At 70.4% G+C, this 16,310-nt stretch carries 15 protein-coding genes; 2 read left to right on the forward strand and 13 right to left on the reverse strand.

What is annotated here, in order from left to right; all coding sequences use genetic code 11:
* Positions 1-30: 30 nt before the first annotated feature.
* The 6 genes from TN53_RS20675 to TN53_RS20700 all read right to left on the reverse strand — a co-directional run bounded on the left by TN53_RS20675 (position 31) and on the right by TN53_RS20700 (position 5,231).
* Positions 31-873, reverse strand: a complete 843-nt coding sequence (locus TN53_RS20675) for a Pro-rich N-terminal domain-containing protein (protein ID WP_046260057.1) — start codon at positions 871-873, stop codon at positions 31-33.
* A gap of 164 nt (positions 874-1,037) precedes the next feature.
* The gene (gene aroB / locus TN53_RS20680) at positions 1,038-2,129 is read right to left on the reverse strand and encodes a 3-dehydroquinate synthase (RefSeq protein WP_046260058.1); all 1,092 of its coding nucleotides are present in this window, start codon (positions 2,127-2,129) and stop codon (positions 1,038-1,040) included.
* Positions 2,126-2,641, reverse strand: coding sequence for a shikimate kinase (locus TN53_RS20685; RefSeq protein ID WP_046260059.1), 516 nt, complete (start codon positions 2,639-2,641; stop codon positions 2,126-2,128). Before TN53_RS20685 ends, aroB begins: the two co-directional genes overlap by 4 nt.
* Positions 2,638-3,822, reverse strand: a complete 1,185-nt coding sequence (gene aroC / locus TN53_RS20690) for a chorismate synthase (RefSeq protein WP_046260060.1) — start codon at positions 3,820-3,822, stop codon at positions 2,638-2,640. Before aroC ends, TN53_RS20685 begins: the two co-directional genes overlap by 4 nt.
* A gap of 171 nt (positions 3,823-3,993) precedes the next feature.
* Positions 3,994-4,344, reverse strand: coding sequence for a hypothetical protein (locus TN53_RS20695; RefSeq protein ID WP_095046617.1), 351 nt, complete (start codon positions 4,342-4,344; stop codon positions 3,994-3,996).
* Between the two features lie 47 nt (positions 4,345-4,391).
* The gene (locus TN53_RS20700) at positions 4,392-5,231 is read right to left on the reverse strand and encodes a shikimate dehydrogenase (protein ID WP_046260062.1); all 840 of its coding nucleotides are present in this window, start codon (positions 5,229-5,231) and stop codon (positions 4,392-4,394) included.
* A 196-nt stretch (positions 5,232-5,427) separates the two neighbouring features.
* Here TN53_RS20700 and TN53_RS20705 point away from each other — a divergent pair, with 196 nt between their 5' ends.
* Positions 5,428-5,871, forward strand: coding sequence for a hypothetical protein (locus TN53_RS20705; RefSeq protein ID WP_046260063.1), 444 nt, complete (start codon positions 5,428-5,430; stop codon positions 5,869-5,871).
* Positions 5,872-5,929: 58 nt separating this feature from the next.
* On the opposite strand, the gene mltG is transcribed toward TN53_RS20705, so the two are convergent.
* The 5 genes from mltG to TN53_RS20730 all read right to left on the reverse strand — a co-directional run bounded on the left by mltG (position 5,930) and on the right by TN53_RS20730 (position 11,698).
* Positions 5,930-7,633 (reverse strand): endolytic transglycosylase MltG, encoded by a 1,704-nt coding sequence (mltG, locus tag TN53_RS20710; protein ID WP_046260064.1) that lies wholly within the window; start codon positions 7,631-7,633, stop codon positions 5,930-5,932.
* Positions 7,634-7,755: 122 nt separating this feature from the next.
* On the reverse strand, positions 7,756-8,220 hold the full coding sequence (gene ruvX / locus TN53_RS20715; RefSeq protein ID WP_046260119.1) for a Holliday junction resolvase RuvX: 465 nt from the start codon (positions 8,218-8,220) through the stop codon (positions 7,756-7,758).
* 2 nt (positions 8,221-8,222) lie between these two features.
* Positions 8,223-10,895 (reverse strand): alanine--tRNA ligase, encoded by a 2,673-nt coding sequence (alaS, locus tag TN53_RS20720; protein WP_046260065.1) that lies wholly within the window; start codon positions 10,893-10,895, stop codon positions 8,223-8,225.
* On the reverse strand, positions 10,895-11,254 hold the full coding sequence (locus TN53_RS20725; protein WP_046260066.1) for a hypothetical protein: 360 nt from the start codon (positions 11,252-11,254) through the stop codon (positions 10,895-10,897). Before TN53_RS20725 ends, alaS begins: the two co-directional genes overlap by 1 nt.
* A gap of 9 nt (positions 11,255-11,263) precedes the next feature.
* The gene (locus TN53_RS20730; protein ID WP_046260067.1) at positions 11,264-11,698 is read right to left on the reverse strand and encodes a DUF948 domain-containing protein; all 435 of its coding nucleotides are present in this window, start codon (positions 11,696-11,698) and stop codon (positions 11,264-11,266) included.
* Positions 11,699-11,858: 160 nt separating this feature from the next.
* Between TN53_RS20730 and TN53_RS20735 the strand changes: the two genes are divergently transcribed.
* Positions 11,859-13,994, forward strand: coding sequence for an ATP-binding protein (locus TN53_RS20735; protein WP_046260068.1), 2,136 nt, complete (start codon positions 11,859-11,861; stop codon positions 13,992-13,994).
* Positions 13,995-14,024: 30 nt separating this feature from the next.
* Here TN53_RS20735 and rpsD read toward each other — a convergent pair whose 3' ends face one another.
* Positions 14,025-14,639 carry a 30S ribosomal protein S4 gene (gene rpsD, locus TN53_RS20740; protein ID WP_046260069.1) on the reverse strand — a complete coding sequence of 205 codons (615 nt, stop codon included), beginning with the start codon at positions 14,637-14,639 and terminating at the stop codon, positions 14,025-14,027.
* Positions 14,640-14,953: 314 nt separating this feature from the next.
* Positions 14,954-16,309 carry a replication-associated recombination protein A gene (locus TN53_RS20745; RefSeq protein WP_046260120.1) on the reverse strand — a complete coding sequence of 452 codons (1,356 nt, stop codon included), beginning with the start codon at positions 16,307-16,309 and terminating at the stop codon, positions 14,954-14,956.
* Position 16,310: the final 1 nt, after the last annotated feature.

Consider the following 16,310-nt stretch of genomic DNA (forward strand, 5'->3'; position numbering starts at 1 on the left):
TGTCGCGCAGTTCCCCGCGCCCCTTAGGTGTCACCAGCTAGGCGGGCTTGCAATGGACCGGGCGAGTACGTCGTCCAGTACCCGTGCCGTCTGGGGGACGTCGAGCTGCGAGTTGTCGATGATCGGCAAGCCCGAGCCGTACCAGCCCGCCATGCGGCCGTGGATGCGGGCGACCTCCTCGTCCGTGAGGCGGCGGTTGCCGGAGCGTTCCGCGTTGCGTTCCAGGACGATCTCCAGGCCCGGCAGCAGGACCACCGGCAGCAGTCCCGGGCCCACGTGCCGCTTCCAGCCGCCGAGGCCCACGACCGGGCGGTCGGGGAAGACGGCGTCGTCGAGGATGCAGGAGATGCCGTTGGCGAGGAAGTTGCGGGCGGCGAAGCCGCAGGTGCGGCGGGCGAGGCGGTACTGGGCCTCGGAGTGGTCGTTCCAGCCGGACTGGGGGTCGGCGAAGCCCGAGCGGACCCATTCGCGGACGTCGTCGAGGCTGATGTGGGCGGTGGGAACCCGGCGGTGGTCCGCCCAGTACTTGGCGACGCTCGTCTTGCCGGCACCCGCCGGGCCGATCAGCAGCACCGCGAGGGTCGTGCCGGCGGGGTCGGGCGCGACCGTGGCGGGCGGGGTCAGGGGGACTCCGACGGGGCCGCCGGGGGGCAGCGGGACATGGCCGGTGGTGTCCGGGGCCGGAGAGACCGGCGGGTGGGGAGGCTGTGGGGCGAAGCCCGGTGCCGGGGGCGGCGGGGGCACCGAGGCGGAAGCCTGGTGCGCACCCGGGTGGTGGGATCCCGGGTGGTGTGCGGCCGGCGACCAGCCGACGGCCGGTCCGTGCCCCGGCTGGTGGGGCGGCGGCAGCGGAGAACCCACTGCGTGCTGCATCCGGTGCCACTCCGTCTCGTACAGGCAATTGGCGCTGGCAGCAGGGTACGAACCCCGCTCCTTACCGAACGGTACCGTCCCCGGCCGCCGTTTGGTGAACGGCCGGGGACGGCCCTAAGTGCCCGTGCCCGTACGGCAAATCGGACGGATGGCTCCTGTGCGGACTACTCGCCCACCTCGCCGTACGCGGCGAGCAGCACGGCCGGGTCGGGGCCCTCCAGGACGGTGGGCTTGCCCAGCCCGTCCAGGACGATGAAGCGCAGCAGGTCGCCGCGGGACTTCTTGTCGACCTTCATGTTCTCCAGCAGCTTGGGCCACTGGTCGTAGCGGTAGTGCAGCGGCAGGCCGACCGACTCCAGGACCGTGCGGTGACGGTCCGCCGTGGCGTCGTCCAACCGGCCCGCGACACGGCCGAGTTCGGCCGCGAAGTGCATGCCCACGGCGACGGCCGCGCCGTGCCGCCACTTGTACCGCTCGTTCTTCTCGATGGCGTGGGCCAGCGTGTGACCGTAGTTGAGGATCTCCCGCAGCCCCGACTCCCTCAGGTCCGCGGAGACGACCTCGGCCTTGACCCGGATGGCACGCTCGATCAGCTCGGACGTGTGCGGGCCCGCCGGGGTGCGCGCGGCCTCGGGGTCGGACTCGATGAGGTCCAGGATCACCGGGTCGGCGATGAAACCGGCCTTGATGATCTCGGCGAGGCCGGAGACGTAGTCGTTGACCGGCAGGGAGTCCAGCGCGGCCAGGTCGCACAGCACACCGGCCGGCGAGTGGAAGGCACCGACGAGGTTCTTGCCCTCGGCGGTGTTGATGCCGGTCTTGCCGCCGACGGCCGCGTCCACCATCGCCAGGACGGTGGTGGGGATCGCGATCCAGCGCACGCCTCGCAGCCAGGTCGCGGCCACGAAACCGGCCAGGTCGGTGGTGGACCCACCGCCGACGCCCACGACGACGTCGGAGCGGGTGAAGTTGGACTGACCGAGCGCCTTCCAGCAGTAGGCGGCGACCTCTGCGGTCTTGGCCTCCTCGGCGTTGGGCACCTGGATGGCGACCGTCTCGAAGCCCTGCTCGGCGAGGTCGGCCCGCAGCGCCTCACCCGTTTCGGCGAGCGCCTCAGGGTGGACGACCGCGACCCGCTTGGCCTTGGGACCGATCAACGCGCCGAGCTCGCCCAGGAGTTGACGGCCCACCAGGACCTCGTACGGCTCGCTGCCCGCGGTGCCGCCGACCTGGATCCGCGTCGCTGCCTCGCTCATGCTTCCTTCAACTCCAGTGCGTCCAGGGCGGCTTGGGTGACTTCTTCGGGGGTACGGCCGTCCGTGGCGACGACCGCCGTGGCGATCCCCTCGTACAGGTGCCGCCGTGCCTCCATCAGCTCGCGCCACTGCTTGCGCGGGTTGACCGCGAGCAGCGGACGGGCGGCGTTGAGGCCGGTGCGCTGGACCGCCTCCTCGACGTCCATCGAGAGGTAGACGACCCGCTGCCCGGTGAGGAGCGCGCGCGTGTCCTCGTCGAGGATCGAGCCGCCGCCGAGGGCGAGGACACCATCGTGCTCGGCGAGCGCCGTGCGCACGGCGGCCTTCTCGATCGCCCGGAAGACCGGCTCGCCCTCGTCGACGAAGATCTCGGCGATGGTCCGGCCCTGCTCGGCGACGATGTCGTCATCGGTGTCCCGGTAGCCGACGCCCAGCCGCTCGGCCAGCAGCTGCCCGACGGTGGACTTGCCCACGCCCATCGGACCGACCAGCACCACCTGCGGACGGGTCATCGGATGGCCAGGTTCTCGAGGTACGACCGGACGTTCCGGCGGGTCTCGGGCACCGAGTCGCCGCCGAACTTCTCCGCCACCGCATCCGCCAGGACCAGGGCGACCATGGCCTCGGCGACGATGCCCGCGGCGGGCACCGCGGAGACGTCGGAGCGCTGGTGGTGGGCCTGGGCCGCCTCGCCGGTGGTGACGTCCACGGTCTGCAGGGCGCGCGGGACGGTCGCGATCGGCTTCATCGCGGCACGCACGCGCAGCAGCTCGCCCGTGCTCAGACCGCCCTCGGTGCCGCCGGAACGACCGGAGACACGGCGAATGCCCTCGGGCGTGTTGACGATCTCGTCGTGCGCCTTGGAGCCCGGCACCCGCGCCAGCTCGAAACCGTCACCGAGCTCGACGCCCTTGATGGCCTGGATACCCATGAGCGCACCGGCGAGCCGGGCGTCCAGCTTGCGGTCCCAGTGCACATGCGAGCCGAGGCCCACCGGGACGCCGTACGCCAGGATCTCGACCACGCCACCGAGGGTGTCGCCGTCCTTGTGAGCCTGGTCGACCTCGGCCACCATCGCCTTGGACGTGTCGGCGTCCAGGCAGCGCAGCGGGTCGGCGTCCAGCTTCTCGACGTCGGCCGGCGTCGGGTACACCCCGGCCGGAGCCTTCACGGAGCACAGCTCCACGACGTGGCTGACGATCTCGATGCCGGCCGTCTCCTTGAGGTACGACCGGGCCACCGCGCCCAGCGCCACCCGCGCCGCGGTCTCGCGGGCGGAGGCGCGCTCCAGGATCGGGCGGGCCTCGTCGAAGCCGTACTTCTGCATGCCGGCGAGGTCGGCGTGGCCGGGGCGCGGGCGGGTCAGCGGCGCGTTGCGGGCGAGACCGGCGAGGATCTCCGGGTCGATGGGGTCGGCCGACATGACCTGTTCCCACTTGGGCCACTCGGTGTTGCCCACCATGATCGCGACCGGGGAACCGAGGGAGAGTCCGTGCCGGACGCCACCGAGGAAGGTGACCTGGTCCTGCTCGAACTTCATCCGCGCGCCGCGTCCATAACCGAGGCGGCGCCGGGCGAGGTGGTCCGCCACCAGCTCCGTGGTGATCGGCACGCCGGCGGGAAGGCCCTCCAGCGTCGCGACGAGTGCGGGGCCGTGGGACTCCCCCGCGGTCAGCCAGCGCAACCTGCTCAACGGTGCTCCTCAGTGCTCGCGCCCTCGTACTGCCCTGCGTACACGCGTCCTCGCGTACGGCAATGGCGCGACCGGGTGCGCGGCCCCGGCCCGCCACCTTCGATCCTCCCATGTCCGGCACGCTCCTCCCGCCGCTGGTCCATCAGGCGGACGGATGCGCACCGGAACGGCTCAGACGGAACCGTTCCCCTGCCGGTTCTGCGGCGCGTAGGCCCCCAGGAAGTCGGCACCGCTCTGCTGGACGGGCGCCGGCTGCGGCGGGGCCGTCGGCTGCTGGGGCGCGTACGCACCGAGATAGTCGGCGCCGCTGCGCTGCCCGTACTGCGCCGCCGCGTGGACCGGCCGCCCGCTGCGCACGGCACGCCGGTAGTCGATCCTGCGCTTGAGCTTGACGCCCCAGGACACGAGCACCGCGAGCACGACCAGGGCGATCACCGTGATCTGCACCCAGTCGGGCATGAACTTCAGTACGGCTTCGAATATCTCGCTCTTGCCGGATGCCATCTGCATGCCTGCGGACACGTCTGTACTCCCCTCCCGGTTCCACCCCCTGCGGAACCCGGAGGATCCTAGCGGGCGGCCAGCGCGTGCTCGCCCGCTTTTCGCATGGCCGCCAGCGGGGCCCGGGCGCAGCCCGTCATCTGCTCGACCTGCAGCACCGCCTGGTGCACCAGCAGGTCGAGTCCGCTCACCACGGCTCCGCCGAACATGGACCAGCGGGCCGCGAGCTCGGTGGGCCACGGCTCGTAGAGCACGTCGAAGAGGGTGGTGGGCCGCTCGGGTACGGTGGCGGCGAGGGCGTCCGTCGTGCCGGCCGGGGTGGTGGCGATCACCAGGGGGCGGTGCAGCGCCTCGGCGGCGTCGCTCCAGTCCTCGGTACGCACCTCGACGTCGAGCCGCTCGCCCCACTGCCGCATCTCGGCGGCCCTGGCCCCGCTGCGGACGTAGACGACGACCTCACCGGTGCAGACCCGGGCCAGTGCGGCCAGCGCGGAGGACGCGGTGGCGCCCGCGCCGAGGATCGCGGCGGAGTCCACCTGCTCGATGCCGTGCTCGCGCAGGGCGGCGACCATCCCGGGGATGTCGGTGTTGTCGCCGACGCGGCGGCCGTCCTCGGTGAACACGAGGGTGTTGACCGCCTCGACCGAGGCGGCGGTCTCGCTGACCTCGTCGAGCAGCGGGATGACGGCCCGCTTCAGCGGCATGGTCAGCGACAGCCCGGCCCACTCCGGCCCCAGTTCCGCGACGAACCCGGGCAGCGCTGCCTCATCGACGTCGAACCGGTCGTACGACCAGTGTGTGAGCCCCAGTTCCTCGTACGCGGCGCGGTGCAGCACCGGCGAGAGGGAATGGTCGATGGGCGAACCGAGCACGGCGGCCCGGCGGGCGTCAGTGGCCCGAGCTGTCATTGAACCTGTCCTTGAGCCTCGCGAATCCGCCCTGAGGCGCCTGCGGATTCGGTCCGTGTCCCGACGTCGGCCCCCAGTCGAACAATTATCCGAAAATCGCCACTCGGCGTCCGGAAACCCGCTGTCTGGCGGCCCTTCCGGATCGTATCGTCCCTCGCGTCTTGATCCTTTGTCAGTGAGGACACCCCACACCACCATGAGACACGTTCTGAGAGCAGTCGTGGCGATCTGCGCCGCGCTGGGCATCTCCCTGGCGTTCACGGGCTCGGCGCAGGCGGCGAGCAACCCCGTCACCGTCTGCGGTTCGGGCTACTACGTCCAGTCGTCCCACGAGCTGGGCCTGTACCTGGAGACGGGCGGTCCGCAGGCGATCGTCTACCTGCTCTACAACTCCTCGACCGGATACAACTGCGCGGTCACCGTCGTCACCGGCGAGCAGATCGACAACCCCGTCAACGTCGGCATCCGTGTCGAGGGCGGCAGCTGGCTCACGGACCCCGGCAACTACAACTCGTATGCCGGTCCCCGGCGTGTGAAGGCCGCGGGCAAGTGCGTGCAGTACATGGGGTCGACCCGCTGGTGGAGCTCTTCGTCTCCGTACACCGACTCGTACACGAGCCCGCTGGGCTGGTGCGGCTGACGGATCGGCCGAACGGCTGGGCCCCGGGACGGACGTCCGTCCCGGGGCCCAGCCGTCGTCAGTCCTTGTTCCTCGACGCGTTGAACTGGTCGCGGAGCTTCTCGTGATCGGCGAGCGTCTTGGTGAACTTGCTGGTCTTGCCGTCCAGCGAAATGAAGTAGTACCAGCCGTCGTCCGTCGGGTTGAGCGCGCCCCTGAGCGCCTCTTCCCCGGGGTTGTCGATCGGACCGGGCGGGAGCCCCTTCACGTAGTACGTGTTGTACGGGTTGTTGTACTGCTTCAGCTCGGCGATCGTCAGATCGAGCTTGCTCTGGTTCTTCACGTAGTTGTACGTGGAGTCGAACTCCAGCGAACCGTATGTCTGGGGGTTCCCCGGCTTGAGGCGGTTGTAGACGACCTCGGCCATCTTGCGGAAGTCGTCGTGGCTCGTCCCCTCGGCCTGCGCGAGACTCGCCACGGTGAGCAGCTCCCAGGGACCGTCGAGGCCCAGGCCCTTGGCCTTCTTCTCCAGGCCGAGCTCCTCGTACGTGTCGTTCGCCCGGTCGACCATCTCCTTGAGGACGGTCTCCGGCTTCTGTCCCTTGCTGGCCGCGTAGGCGGAGGGGTAGAGGAACCCTTCGAGCGGGTCCTTCAGATCGGAGTGACCGAGCGCCCAGTCGGGCAGCCCGAACTCCTTGTACTTCTGTTTCGCGACCTTCGCCGTGGTGCCCTTGGCCAGTTCGAGGCGCTTGTCGATCGCCGCGTAGACCTTTGAATTGCGCTGGCCTTCGGTGACGATCAGGTTGTTCTTGCTCTTGGGGTCGAGCATCAGCGCCACGGCGCTCTCACCGGACATCTGCTTGTTCAGCAGATAGGAGCCGGCCTGGATCTTGCCCGCGTCCTTGTTCTGGGTGAACGCGGAGACGAACGCGTCGACGCTCTTGACGACGTCCGCTTCCTTGAGCAGCCGCCCCATGTCCGAACCGTTGGCACCCTTAGGGACGGTGACGGCCACCGTCGTGCTCGTCCCGTCGCCCGCGTAGTCCGGAGCCGAGGCGAAACGATCCTTGTAGAATTGGTAGCCGAAATAACCCACGCCACCGACCCCGCCGCCGAACACCAGCAGGACCACCAGGCACGCGCAGCCACTGCGCCGTTTCTTCGGTTTCTTGCCGCCGCGGCCCCTGCGGTCGCCGCGTCCGCCCTGGTCGTCGGCGTCGTCGGCATCGTCCTCGTCGTCACCGCCGCCCGCGAAGAAGGCGTGTTCACCCTGGTCGGGGCCCGGGTCCCAGTCCGCCCGCTGCGGTTCCGGCTCGGTTCGCCGCCGGCTCGGCGGCTCCGGTGGCGGGTAGGCGTCGGGGGTGCCGTAGTAGTCCGGCTGGTCCCCGGTGCCGTACGCGGCGGCCTGCTGGCCGTACGGGTCCGACGGGTCCGGGTACTGGACGTGCGTGTGCGTCCCGGTGCCCCAGCCATTGTTGTCGTACTGCTGCTGGTGCTGCTGGGGCGCGTACTGCTGCTGGTCGTAGCTCTGCTGCGGGTCGTACTGCTGCTGGTACTGCTGCTGGTACTGCTGCTGCGCCTGACCGTAATCGGCCTGCTGGCCGTTGCCCCAGTCGCCGTACTCCGGCTGCTGCGGCTGCTGCGGATAGTGCTGCGGCTGGCCGCCGTAGGCAGCTTGATGGCCGACGTGGCCCTGCTGCCCTTCCCATCCGCCGTCCCCGTAATTCGGGTCCTGCGGATGCCACGGTTCGGAGCCTTCCTGGCCCCGGCCATACTCAGTCATCGATCCCCTAGAGCCGCGAGGCGGCGGTCGCGCGGCTTGTGGCCCGGCATCAGTTCCGCCTCTCTGTGTGCGGCATCTGTTCGAACAGTGCCGCAGTCGCGCGGAACGTTACCGTATCGCGATCAGATGACCACTTCGACGCTCTCTCCGGGTGCTTTACCTGACACCCGTTCGGATTCGAGCGCCTGCTGGAGGATGATCACAGCGGCGGCCTGGTCGATGACGGAGCGGCCCTTCTTGGATTTCACACCCGAGGCGCGCAGTCCCTGACTGGCCGTCACGGTCGTCATCCGCTCGTCGACCAGGCGTACCGGTATCGGCGCGATGCCCTTGGCGAACTCCTGGGCGAAGGCCCTGACCTTGATGGCGGCCGGGCCCTCGCCCCCCTTGAGGGAGCGAGGGAGTCCGACCACGACCTCGATCGGCTCGTACTCCTCGACGATCTGCTTCAGCCGTCGATGGGCGGCCGGGACGTCCCGGCCGGGGACCGTCTCCACCGGGGTGGCGAGGATCCCGTCGGGGTCGCACGAGGCGACCCCGATCCGGGCGTCCCCGACGTCGATGGCGAGTCGGCGGCCTCTGCGCATCGTCACTTCGCGGTGTCCGTGACCAGACGCTCGACGGCCTCGACGGCCTCGCCGATCGCGGCCGGGTTCTGGCCGCCGCCCTGGGCGACGTCCGGCTTGCCGCCACCGCCGCCGCCGAGGGTCTTGGCGGCCGTGCGGACCAGGTCGCCGGCCTTGAGGCCACGCTCACGGGCGGCCTCGTTGGTGGCGATGACCGTGAGCGGCTTGCCGTTGACCGTGGTGAACAGCGCCACGACCGCGGCCCGGCCGCCCTGGATGCGGCCGCGTACGTCGAGGACCAGCTTGCGCAGGTCGTCGGCGGTGGTGCCGTCCGGGACCTGACCGGTGACGAGGGCGATGCCGCGGACGTCCTTGGCGGACTCGGCGAGACCGCCCGCGGCCTGCAGGACCTTCTCGGCGCGGAACTTCTCGATCTCCTTCTCGGCGTCCTTCAGCTTGCCGAGCATGGTGGAGACCTTCTCCGGGAGCTCCTCCGGGCGGCCCTTGATCAGCTCCTGGAGCTGGGCGACGACCGTGTGCTCACGGGCGAGGAAGTTGTAGGCGTCGACGCCGACGAGGGCCTCGATACGGCGCACACCCGAGCCGATCGACGACTCGCCGAGCAGCTTGACCAGGCCGAGCTGCGAGGTGTTGTGCACGTGGGTGCCGCCGCACAGCTCCTTGGAGAAGTCGCCGATGGTGACGACGCGGACGCGCTCGCCGTACTTCTCGCCGAACTCGGCGATGGCGCCCTGCTTCTTGGCCTCCTCGAGGCTCAGGATCTCGGCGTGCACATCGAGGTCGCGGGCGAGCACCTCGTTGATCTTCTGCTCGACGTCGGTCATCACGGCCGTGGGAACGGCGGAGGGGGAACCGAAGTCGAAGCGGAAACGGCCGGGCTGGTTCTCGGAACCGGCCTGGGCGGCCGTCGGGCCGAGCGCGTCGCGCAGGGCCTGGTGGGTGAGGTGGGTGGCCGAGTGGGCACGGGCGATGGCCGTGCGGCGGCGGGAGTCGATCGAGGCGTGGGCCTTGGCGCCGACGGTGACCTCGCCGAACTGGACGACGCCCTTGTGGACGTAGACGCCCGGGACCGGCTTCTGGCAGTCGCGGATCTCGATGACGGCACCGGAGTCGACCTTGATCCTGCCGGTGTCACCGATCTGGCCGCCGCCCTCGGCGTAGAACGGGGTGCGGTCCAGAACGATCTCGACCTCGTCGCCCTCGGTGGCGGCCGGGGAGGACGCGCCGTCGACGAGGATGCCGACGATCGTGGACTCGGCGTCCGTGTCCGAATAGCCGATGAACTCGGTCTCGCCGGCCTGGTCGGCGATCTCACGGTAGGCGCCCGCGCCGGCGTGGCCGGTCTTCTTGGCCTGGGCGTCGGCCTTGGCGCGTTCCCGCTGCTCCTTCATCAGGCGGCGGAAGCCGTCCTCGTCCACGGACAGCCCCTGCTCGGCGGCCATCTCGAGGGTGAGGTCGATCGGGAAGCCCCAGGTGTCGTGGAGCAGGAACGCCTTGTCGCCGGCGAGGACCTTGCCACCGGAGGCCTTGGTGTCGGTGACCGCGGTGTCGAGGATGTTGGTGCCGGCCTTCAGCGTCTTGAGGAAGGCGGCCTCCTCGGCGAGGGCGACCTTCTCGATGCGCTCGCGGTCGGTGACGAGTTCCGGGTACTGCTGGCCCATCATCGCGATGACGGTGTCGACCAGCTCCTGCACGACCGGGCCGGTGGCGCCGAGGAGGCGCATGTTGCGGATGGCGCGGCGCATGATGCGGCGCAGGACGTAGCCACGGCCTTCGTTGCCGGGGGTCACACCGTCGCCGATGAGCATCACCGACGTCCGCATGTGGTCGGTGACCACGCGCAGGGAGACGTCCGACTCGTGGGCGTCGCCGTACGCGACACCCGTCAGCTCGGTGGCCTTCTTGATGACGGCCATGGAGGTGTCGATCTCGTACATGTTCTGCACGCCCTGCAGAATCATCGCGAGTCGCTCGAGGCCCAGGCCCGTGTCGATGTTCTTGCTGGGGAGCTCGCCGAGGATCTCGAAGTTGTCCTTGCCGATGCCCTCGCCGCGCTCGTACTGCATGAAGACGAGGTTCCAGATCTCCACGTACCGCTCGTCGTTGACGGCGGGGCCGCCCTCGACGCCGAACTCGGGGCCGCGGTCGTAGTTGATCTCGGAACAGGGGCCACAGGGTCCGGGGACGCCCATGGACCAGTAGTTGTCCTTCATGCCGAGGCGCTGGATGCGCTCCTTCGGCACCCCGACGACCTCGTGCCAGATGCGCTCGGCCTCGTCGTCCTCGAGGTAGACGGTGATCCAGAGCTTCTCCGGCTCCAGGCCGTAACCACCCTTGTCCTGGGGGCTGGTGAGCAGCTCCCAGGCGTACTTGATGGCGCCTTCCTTGAAGTAGTCGCCGAAGGAGAAGTTGCCGCACATCTGGAAGAACGTGCCGTGCCGGGTGGTCTTGCCGACCTCTTCGATGTCGGGCGTGCGCACGCACTTCTGCACGCTGGTGGCGCGCGCCCAAGGCGGCTTGACCTCACCGAGGAAGTAGGGCTTGAAGGGGACCATGCCGGCGGGGACCAGGAGCAGAGTCGGGTCGTCCGCGATGAGCGACGCCGAAGGGACGACGGTGTGACCGCGCTCCTCGTAGAAGCTCAGCCAGCGGCGGCGGATCTCGGCCGACTCCATCAGTGGTCCTCGTTTCGGTTGTACGGGTACGTCCGGTACGTCGATCCCTCGACGTACTTCGGGTTGTTGCGGTTCTCGATGGCGGCGTGCCGCCGGGGGGCGGGGAGTTCGGGGTCGACCGGGGCGTTCAGCCCCAGTGCGTCACCCAGTTCTTCCTCCCGCTGGGCCATGTTGTCGCGGACGTCGAGCGCGAAGCCCACCGCGCGGTCCTTGATGCGGTGACCGGCCTCGAGCGCCTTGTTCGCCGCGGTCGCGGCGAGGCTCTCGGGGGTCAGCTGCCTCAGCTTGCGGTTGACCTTGGTGGTGGCCCACACACCGGCGGCGACGCCCGTGCTGAACCAGAACGTACGGCGGAACATCGCTAGGTCTCAGTCCTTCTTCCGCTTGCTCCGTCGTGACGCCGGAACGGTGCGGCCCACGATCACGGTACGCCGGGGTGCCTTGGCGGGCACGTCGTCCTTGCGGCCGCTGATCGCCCTGCGCACGCCGTATCCGAAGGCCGCGACCTTGACCAGGGGGCCGCCGAAGGTGGAGGCGACGGTGGTGGACAGCGCGGAGGCGTTGGAGGTGACCTCCTGGACGTCCGAGGCGATCGCGTCCACCCGGTCGATCTGGGTCTGCGCGGAACGGACCGCCGAGGAGGCGTCCGCCAGGAGCGGGACGGCCTGGTCGGTCACGTCCGCCACCAGCTTGGTGGTCGCCCTGAGCGTCTGGGCCAGCCTCGCCAGCGCGACGGCGAGGAAGGAGACCAGGATCGCCCAGAAGACGGCCACCAGGATCCCGGCCACCTCGCCACCGGACACTGCGCACCCGCTCCCTGTACGTGCCTGAACATAGAAAAAGTCGTGCGGTGAGCCTATCGCGCCGCGGGCGGGCCTCCGCACCGGATTACCGTGCGCGCGCGGGCCGCGTCGCGCGGAGCGATTGTACGGACCGAACACGCTTCAGTACGCTCCGTGTTCCATGCGTGACGATCGGCTCTGCGACGGCAATCTCCCCCTCGAACTGGACGCGTTCGTGGGCCGCTCGGCCGAACTCGCCGCACTCTCCCTGGCTCTGGAGAGCTCGCGGCTGGTGACCGTGACCGGCCCCGGTGGCATCGGCAAGTCCCGGCTGGCGGCACGGGCGGCGCTGCGGGACGGGGCCTGGCGGGTCGAGCTGGCGTCGGTGCGCGATCCGGAGTTCGTCGACTTCGCGGTCGTGGAGGCGCTGGGGCTGACCGACCACACCACACGGCTGCCGCGCGAGATCCTGCTGGCACACCTGGCGCGGCCGGGGCGTGAACTCCTGCTGGTTCTCGACGGGTTCGAGCACCTGGTGGACGTCTGCGCCGAGCTGGTGACCGATCTGCTGCACCGGGTGCCGGGGCTCAGGGTGCTCGCCGTGGGCCGCCGACCGCTGTCCGTGGCGGGCGAGCGGGTGTTCGCGCTGGAGCCGCTCGCCGAGGCCGAGGCCGTGGAGCTCTTCGTGGACCGGGCGGGGCGGCAGGGCGTGTCGGTGGCCGCCGATCCCGGTGTACGGGAGCTGTGCCGGCGCCTCGACGGCATCCCGCTCGCCGTCGAGCTGGCCGCCGGGCGGCTGCGGGCCCTGTCCCCCGGCCAGTTGCTGGAGCGGCTCGACGACCGGTTCCGGCTGCTGACCGGCGGTGGGCGGGACACTCTGCCCCGGCATCGGACGCTGCGTACGGCGATCGGCTGGAGCCATGAGCTGTGCACGCCGCAGGAGCGGCTGCTGTGGTCCCGCCTCTCGGTGTTCGCCGGGCCGTTCGACCTGGCGGCCGTGGAGTACGTGTGCAGCGGCAACGGGCTGGCCGAGCAGGACGTTCTCGATGTGCTGACGGAGCTGCTCACGCAGTCCGTGGTCGGGCGCGAGGAGAGCGCGACGGGTGTGCGCTACCGGATGCTGGACACGGTCCGGGCGTACGGCGCCGATTGGCTGGAGGCGACCGGGGACGCGGACCGGCTGCGGCGGCGGCACCGCGACTGGTATCTGGGCCTGGCGACCTGGTGCGAGCTGGACTGGTTCTCCCCGCGGCAGGCCGAGGTGGCCGCCTGCGTCGACGCGGAGCTGCCGAATCTGCGCGGCGCCCTGGAGCACTGTCTCGGCGATCCGGACGAGGTGCATCTGGGCCAGTACCTGGCGGGTTCGCTCTGGTTCTACTGGGTCGGCTGCGGACGGCTGTCGGAGGGCCGGCACTGGCTGGAGCAGGCCGTGCGGCTGGAGTCCGACAACGAACTGTCCCGGCTCAAGGCGCTGTGGGTGCTCGGCTATGTCGCGATTCTGCAGGGCGACACGGTGCCGGCGCTGGCCGCGCTCCATGAGTGCCGGGAGGAGGCGGAGCGGTCCGCGAACCCGACGGCGGTGGCGTACGCCGAGCACCGCACCGGCTGTCTGGCCCTGGTCAGCGACGACATGGCCCGCGCGGAGACGCTGCTGCGCTCGGCGCTGGAGCGCTACCGGGAGATCGGCGAGCTCAACAGCAACGTCCTGATGGGCCAGGTCGAGCTGGCGATGACGCGGGCGTTCCAGGGCGACCTGCCGGAGGCGGTGCGTCTGTGCCAGGACGTGCGCCGGGTCTGCGAGGACCACGGCGAGGGCTGGACCAGGTCGTACGCGCTGTATGTGCTGGCGTACGCGGCCTGGAGCGAGGGTGATCTGACGGCGGCCCGCACGCTGCTGTCCGACTGTCTGGGCGCTGCCCACGCCTTCCATGATCTGCTCGGCTCGGTGCTGACGATCGAGCTGCTGGCCCTGGTCACGGCGGCCCAGGGCGACACGGCGGAGGCCGCGGTCCTGCAGGGCGGCGCCGCCTCGATGTGGCCGTCGGTGGGCCTGCCGCTGTTCGGCTCCGCCTACTACAACGCGCCGCACGAGCTGTGCGAGGCGACGGCCCGCGAGGACCTGGGCGACGAGCGGTACGCGGAGTGCGTGCGGACGGGCGGCCGGCTCGGCCGGGACGCCGCTGTGGCCCGGGCGCTGGGGCGGAGTCCAAAGGCGCTGCCCGCGCCGCGCGGACCGGCACGGCACGCTCAGGGTGGCGTCGCCATGCAGGAACCCGCCGCCTCGCCCACCGGGAAGGGTGGGGAGACGGCGGGCTGAGGTGGTGCGTGTGCTACGTCCGGCTGGTGATCAGCGGGCGTAGTACTCGACGACGAGCTGCTCGTCGCAGATCACCGGGATCTCCTTGCGGTTCGGCTCGCGGTCCAGGCGGAACGCCAGGGCGCCGAGGTTCACCTGGAGGTAGCGCGGGGTCTCGCCGTCGGGGGCGAACCCACCGGCGCGGGAGACCTCGAACAGCGTCTTGCTGCGGCTGCGCTCGCGGACCATCACGACGTCGTCGGGACGGACGCGGAACGACGGCTTGTCGACCTTGCCGCCGTTGACCTCGATGTGGCCGTGGACGACCATCTGGCGGGCCTGGTAGATCGTGCGGGCGATGCCCGAACGCAGGACCAGCGCGTCGAGACGGCGCTCGAGCTCGATGATCAGGGCCTCACCGGTCTTGCCCTGCACCTTGGAGGCACGCTCGTAGGCGCGGACGAGCTGGCGCTCGGACACGTCGTACTGCGCACGCAGACGCTGCTTCTCGAGCAGACGGACCTTGTAGTCCGAGTTCTGCTTGCGGCCACGGCCGTGCTCACCCGGGGGGTAGGGGCGGGCCTCGAAGTACTTGACGGCCTTCGGGGTCAGCGCGATGCCGAGGGCACGCGACTTCTTGACCTTGGGGCGGGACTGGTTCGCCACAATCTCTCATTTCTCAGTGTTCGGCTTGTCAGGGTTGAGGGAGGTCGCATCCGCAGCCGGGGAAACCCGCCGGGTCCGTTGCCGGGCCTGATGGGCAGCCGCTCCCCTGGTCTGGGCACATACGTGCAGCACACGAGTGGCCCACCGACCGGTCCCGTCATACGACGAGTGGTGGTGGGCTGCCCGCGACACCAATCGAACGGTGCGCGACGCTCCTGGAGCCGATCCGAGGACTGGGTCCTCTGACTGGCTCCGGCTGACTGTCCTGTTCTGACTGCACAGGACGCAGCACTGCGAGGGATTCTACAGGGCGCTCAGGACCGCTTGCGACCGAGGTGCTGTCTGGTCCACTCGACCGCGTCCGCGTACCGCGCCTCGGCGCCGTGCCTGGTCGGCGCGTAGTACTCGCGGTCCTTGAGGGCGTCCGGGGCGTACTGCTGCTCGGCGATGCCCTCGGGCAGATCGTGCGGATACACGTACCCCTGGGCGTGGCCGAGCTTGGCGGCGCCCTTGTAGTGCCCGTCGCGCAGGTGGGGTGGCACGGATCCGGCCAGTCCCTTGCGTACGTCCTCCATGGCGGCGCCGATCGCCATGGTCGCGGCGTTGGACTTGGGGGCGAGCGCGAGGGCGATGGTGGCGTGGCTGAGGGTCAGGGCGGCCTCGGGGAAGCCGATCATGGCGACGGCCTGGGCGGCGGCGACGGCTATCGGCAGGGCATTGGGGTCGGCCAGGCCGATGTCCTCACTGGCGGAGATCATCAGGCGGCGGGCGATGAAGCGGGGGTCCTCGCCGGCCTCGATCATCCGGGCCAGGTAGTGCAGCGCGGCGTCGACATCCGAGCCCCGGATGGACTTGATGAGGGCGCTGGCGACGTCGTAGTGCTGGTCGCCGTCGCGGTCGTATTTCACGGCCGCGCGGTCGACCGTCTCCTCGAGCGTGGTGAGGGAGACCTCCGGCTCGCCCTTGTCGAGCGCGGCCCCGGCGGCGGCCTCCAGGGCGGTCAGGGCCCGGCGGGCGTCGCCACCGGCGATCCGCAGGAGGTGGTCCTCGGTGTCCTCGGGGAGGGTGACGGCGTCCTTGAGGCCGCGGTCGTCGCCGAGCGCCCTTCGCAGAAGCCCGCGGAGATCGTCGTCCGTGAGGGGTTCGAGGGTCAGCAGGAGCGAGCGGGACAGCAGTGGGGAGATCACCGAGAAGTACGGGTTCTCGGTGGTCGCCGCGATCAGGGTGACCCAGCGGTTCTCGACGGCCGGGAGGAGGGAGTCCTGCTGGGCCTTGCTGAAGCGGTGGATCTCGTCGAGGAAGAGGACGGTCTCCTTGCCGTACCCACCGGTGGCGCGGCGGGCTCCCTCGATGACCGCGCGGACCTCCTTGACGCCCGCGGTGATCGCCGACAGTTCGACGAAGCGCTTATTGGTGGCCTTGGAGACGACGTAGGCGAGAGTTGTCTTGCCGGTGCCGGGCGGACCCCACAGGATCACCGAGGACGGGCCCGCCGGGCCGCCCGTGCCCTCGCCGACCAGGCGGCGCAGGGGTGAGCCGGGCTTCAGCAGATGCTGCTGGCCCACCACCTCGTCGAGGGTGCGCGGGCGCATCCGCACCGCCAGGGGGCTCCCGGCGGGGTCCTTCTCCTGGCGCTCTTCGGCGGCTGCGGTGAACAGGTCGGGCTCCACG

This window comes from Streptomyces sp. WM6386, assembly GCF_000972385.1.
Classification (GTDB): domain Bacteria; phylum Actinomycetota; class Actinomycetes; order Streptomycetales; family Streptomycetaceae; genus Streptomyces.

What these genes read in the sequence shown, in the direction of transcription:
- TN53_RS20675 (WP_046260057.1), bottom strand. Translation starts at nt 873, where the DNA reads ATGCAGCACGCAGTGGGTTCTCCGCTGCCGCCGCCCCACCAGCCGGGG.
- aroB (WP_046260058.1), bottom strand. Translation starts at nt 2,129, where the DNA reads ATGAGCGAGGCAGCGACGCGGATCCAGGTCGGCGGCACCGCGGGCAGC.
- TN53_RS20685 (WP_046260059.1), bottom strand. Translation starts at nt 2,641, where the DNA reads ATGACCCGTCCGCAGGTGGTGCTGGTCGGTCCGATGGGCGTGGGCAAG.
- TN53_RS20700 (WP_046260062.1), bottom strand. Translation starts at nt 5,231, where the DNA reads ATGACAGCTCGGGCCACTGACGCCCGCCGGGCCGCCGTGCTCGGTTCG.
- TN53_RS20705 (WP_046260063.1), top strand. Translation starts at nt 5,428, where the DNA reads ATGAGACACGTTCTGAGAGCAGTCGTGGCGATCTGCGCCGCGCTGGGC.
- mltG (WP_046260064.1), bottom strand. Translation starts at nt 7,633, where the DNA reads ATGACTGAGTATGGCCGGGGCCAGGAAGGCTCCGAACCGTGGCATCCG.
- ruvX (WP_046260119.1), bottom strand. Translation starts at nt 8,220, where the DNA reads ATGCGCAGAGGCCGCCGACTCGCCATCGACGTCGGGGACGCCCGGATC.
- alaS (WP_046260065.1), bottom strand. Translation starts at nt 10,895, where the DNA reads ATGGAGTCGGCCGAGATCCGCCGCCGCTGGCTGAGCTTCTACGAGGAG.
- TN53_RS20725 (WP_046260066.1), bottom strand. Translation starts at nt 11,254, where the DNA reads ATGTTCCGCCGTACGTTCTGGTTCAGCACGGGCGTCGCCGCCGGTGTG.
- TN53_RS20735 (WP_046260068.1), top strand. Translation starts at nt 11,859, where the DNA reads ATGCGTGACGATCGGCTCTGCGACGGCAATCTCCCCCTCGAACTGGAC.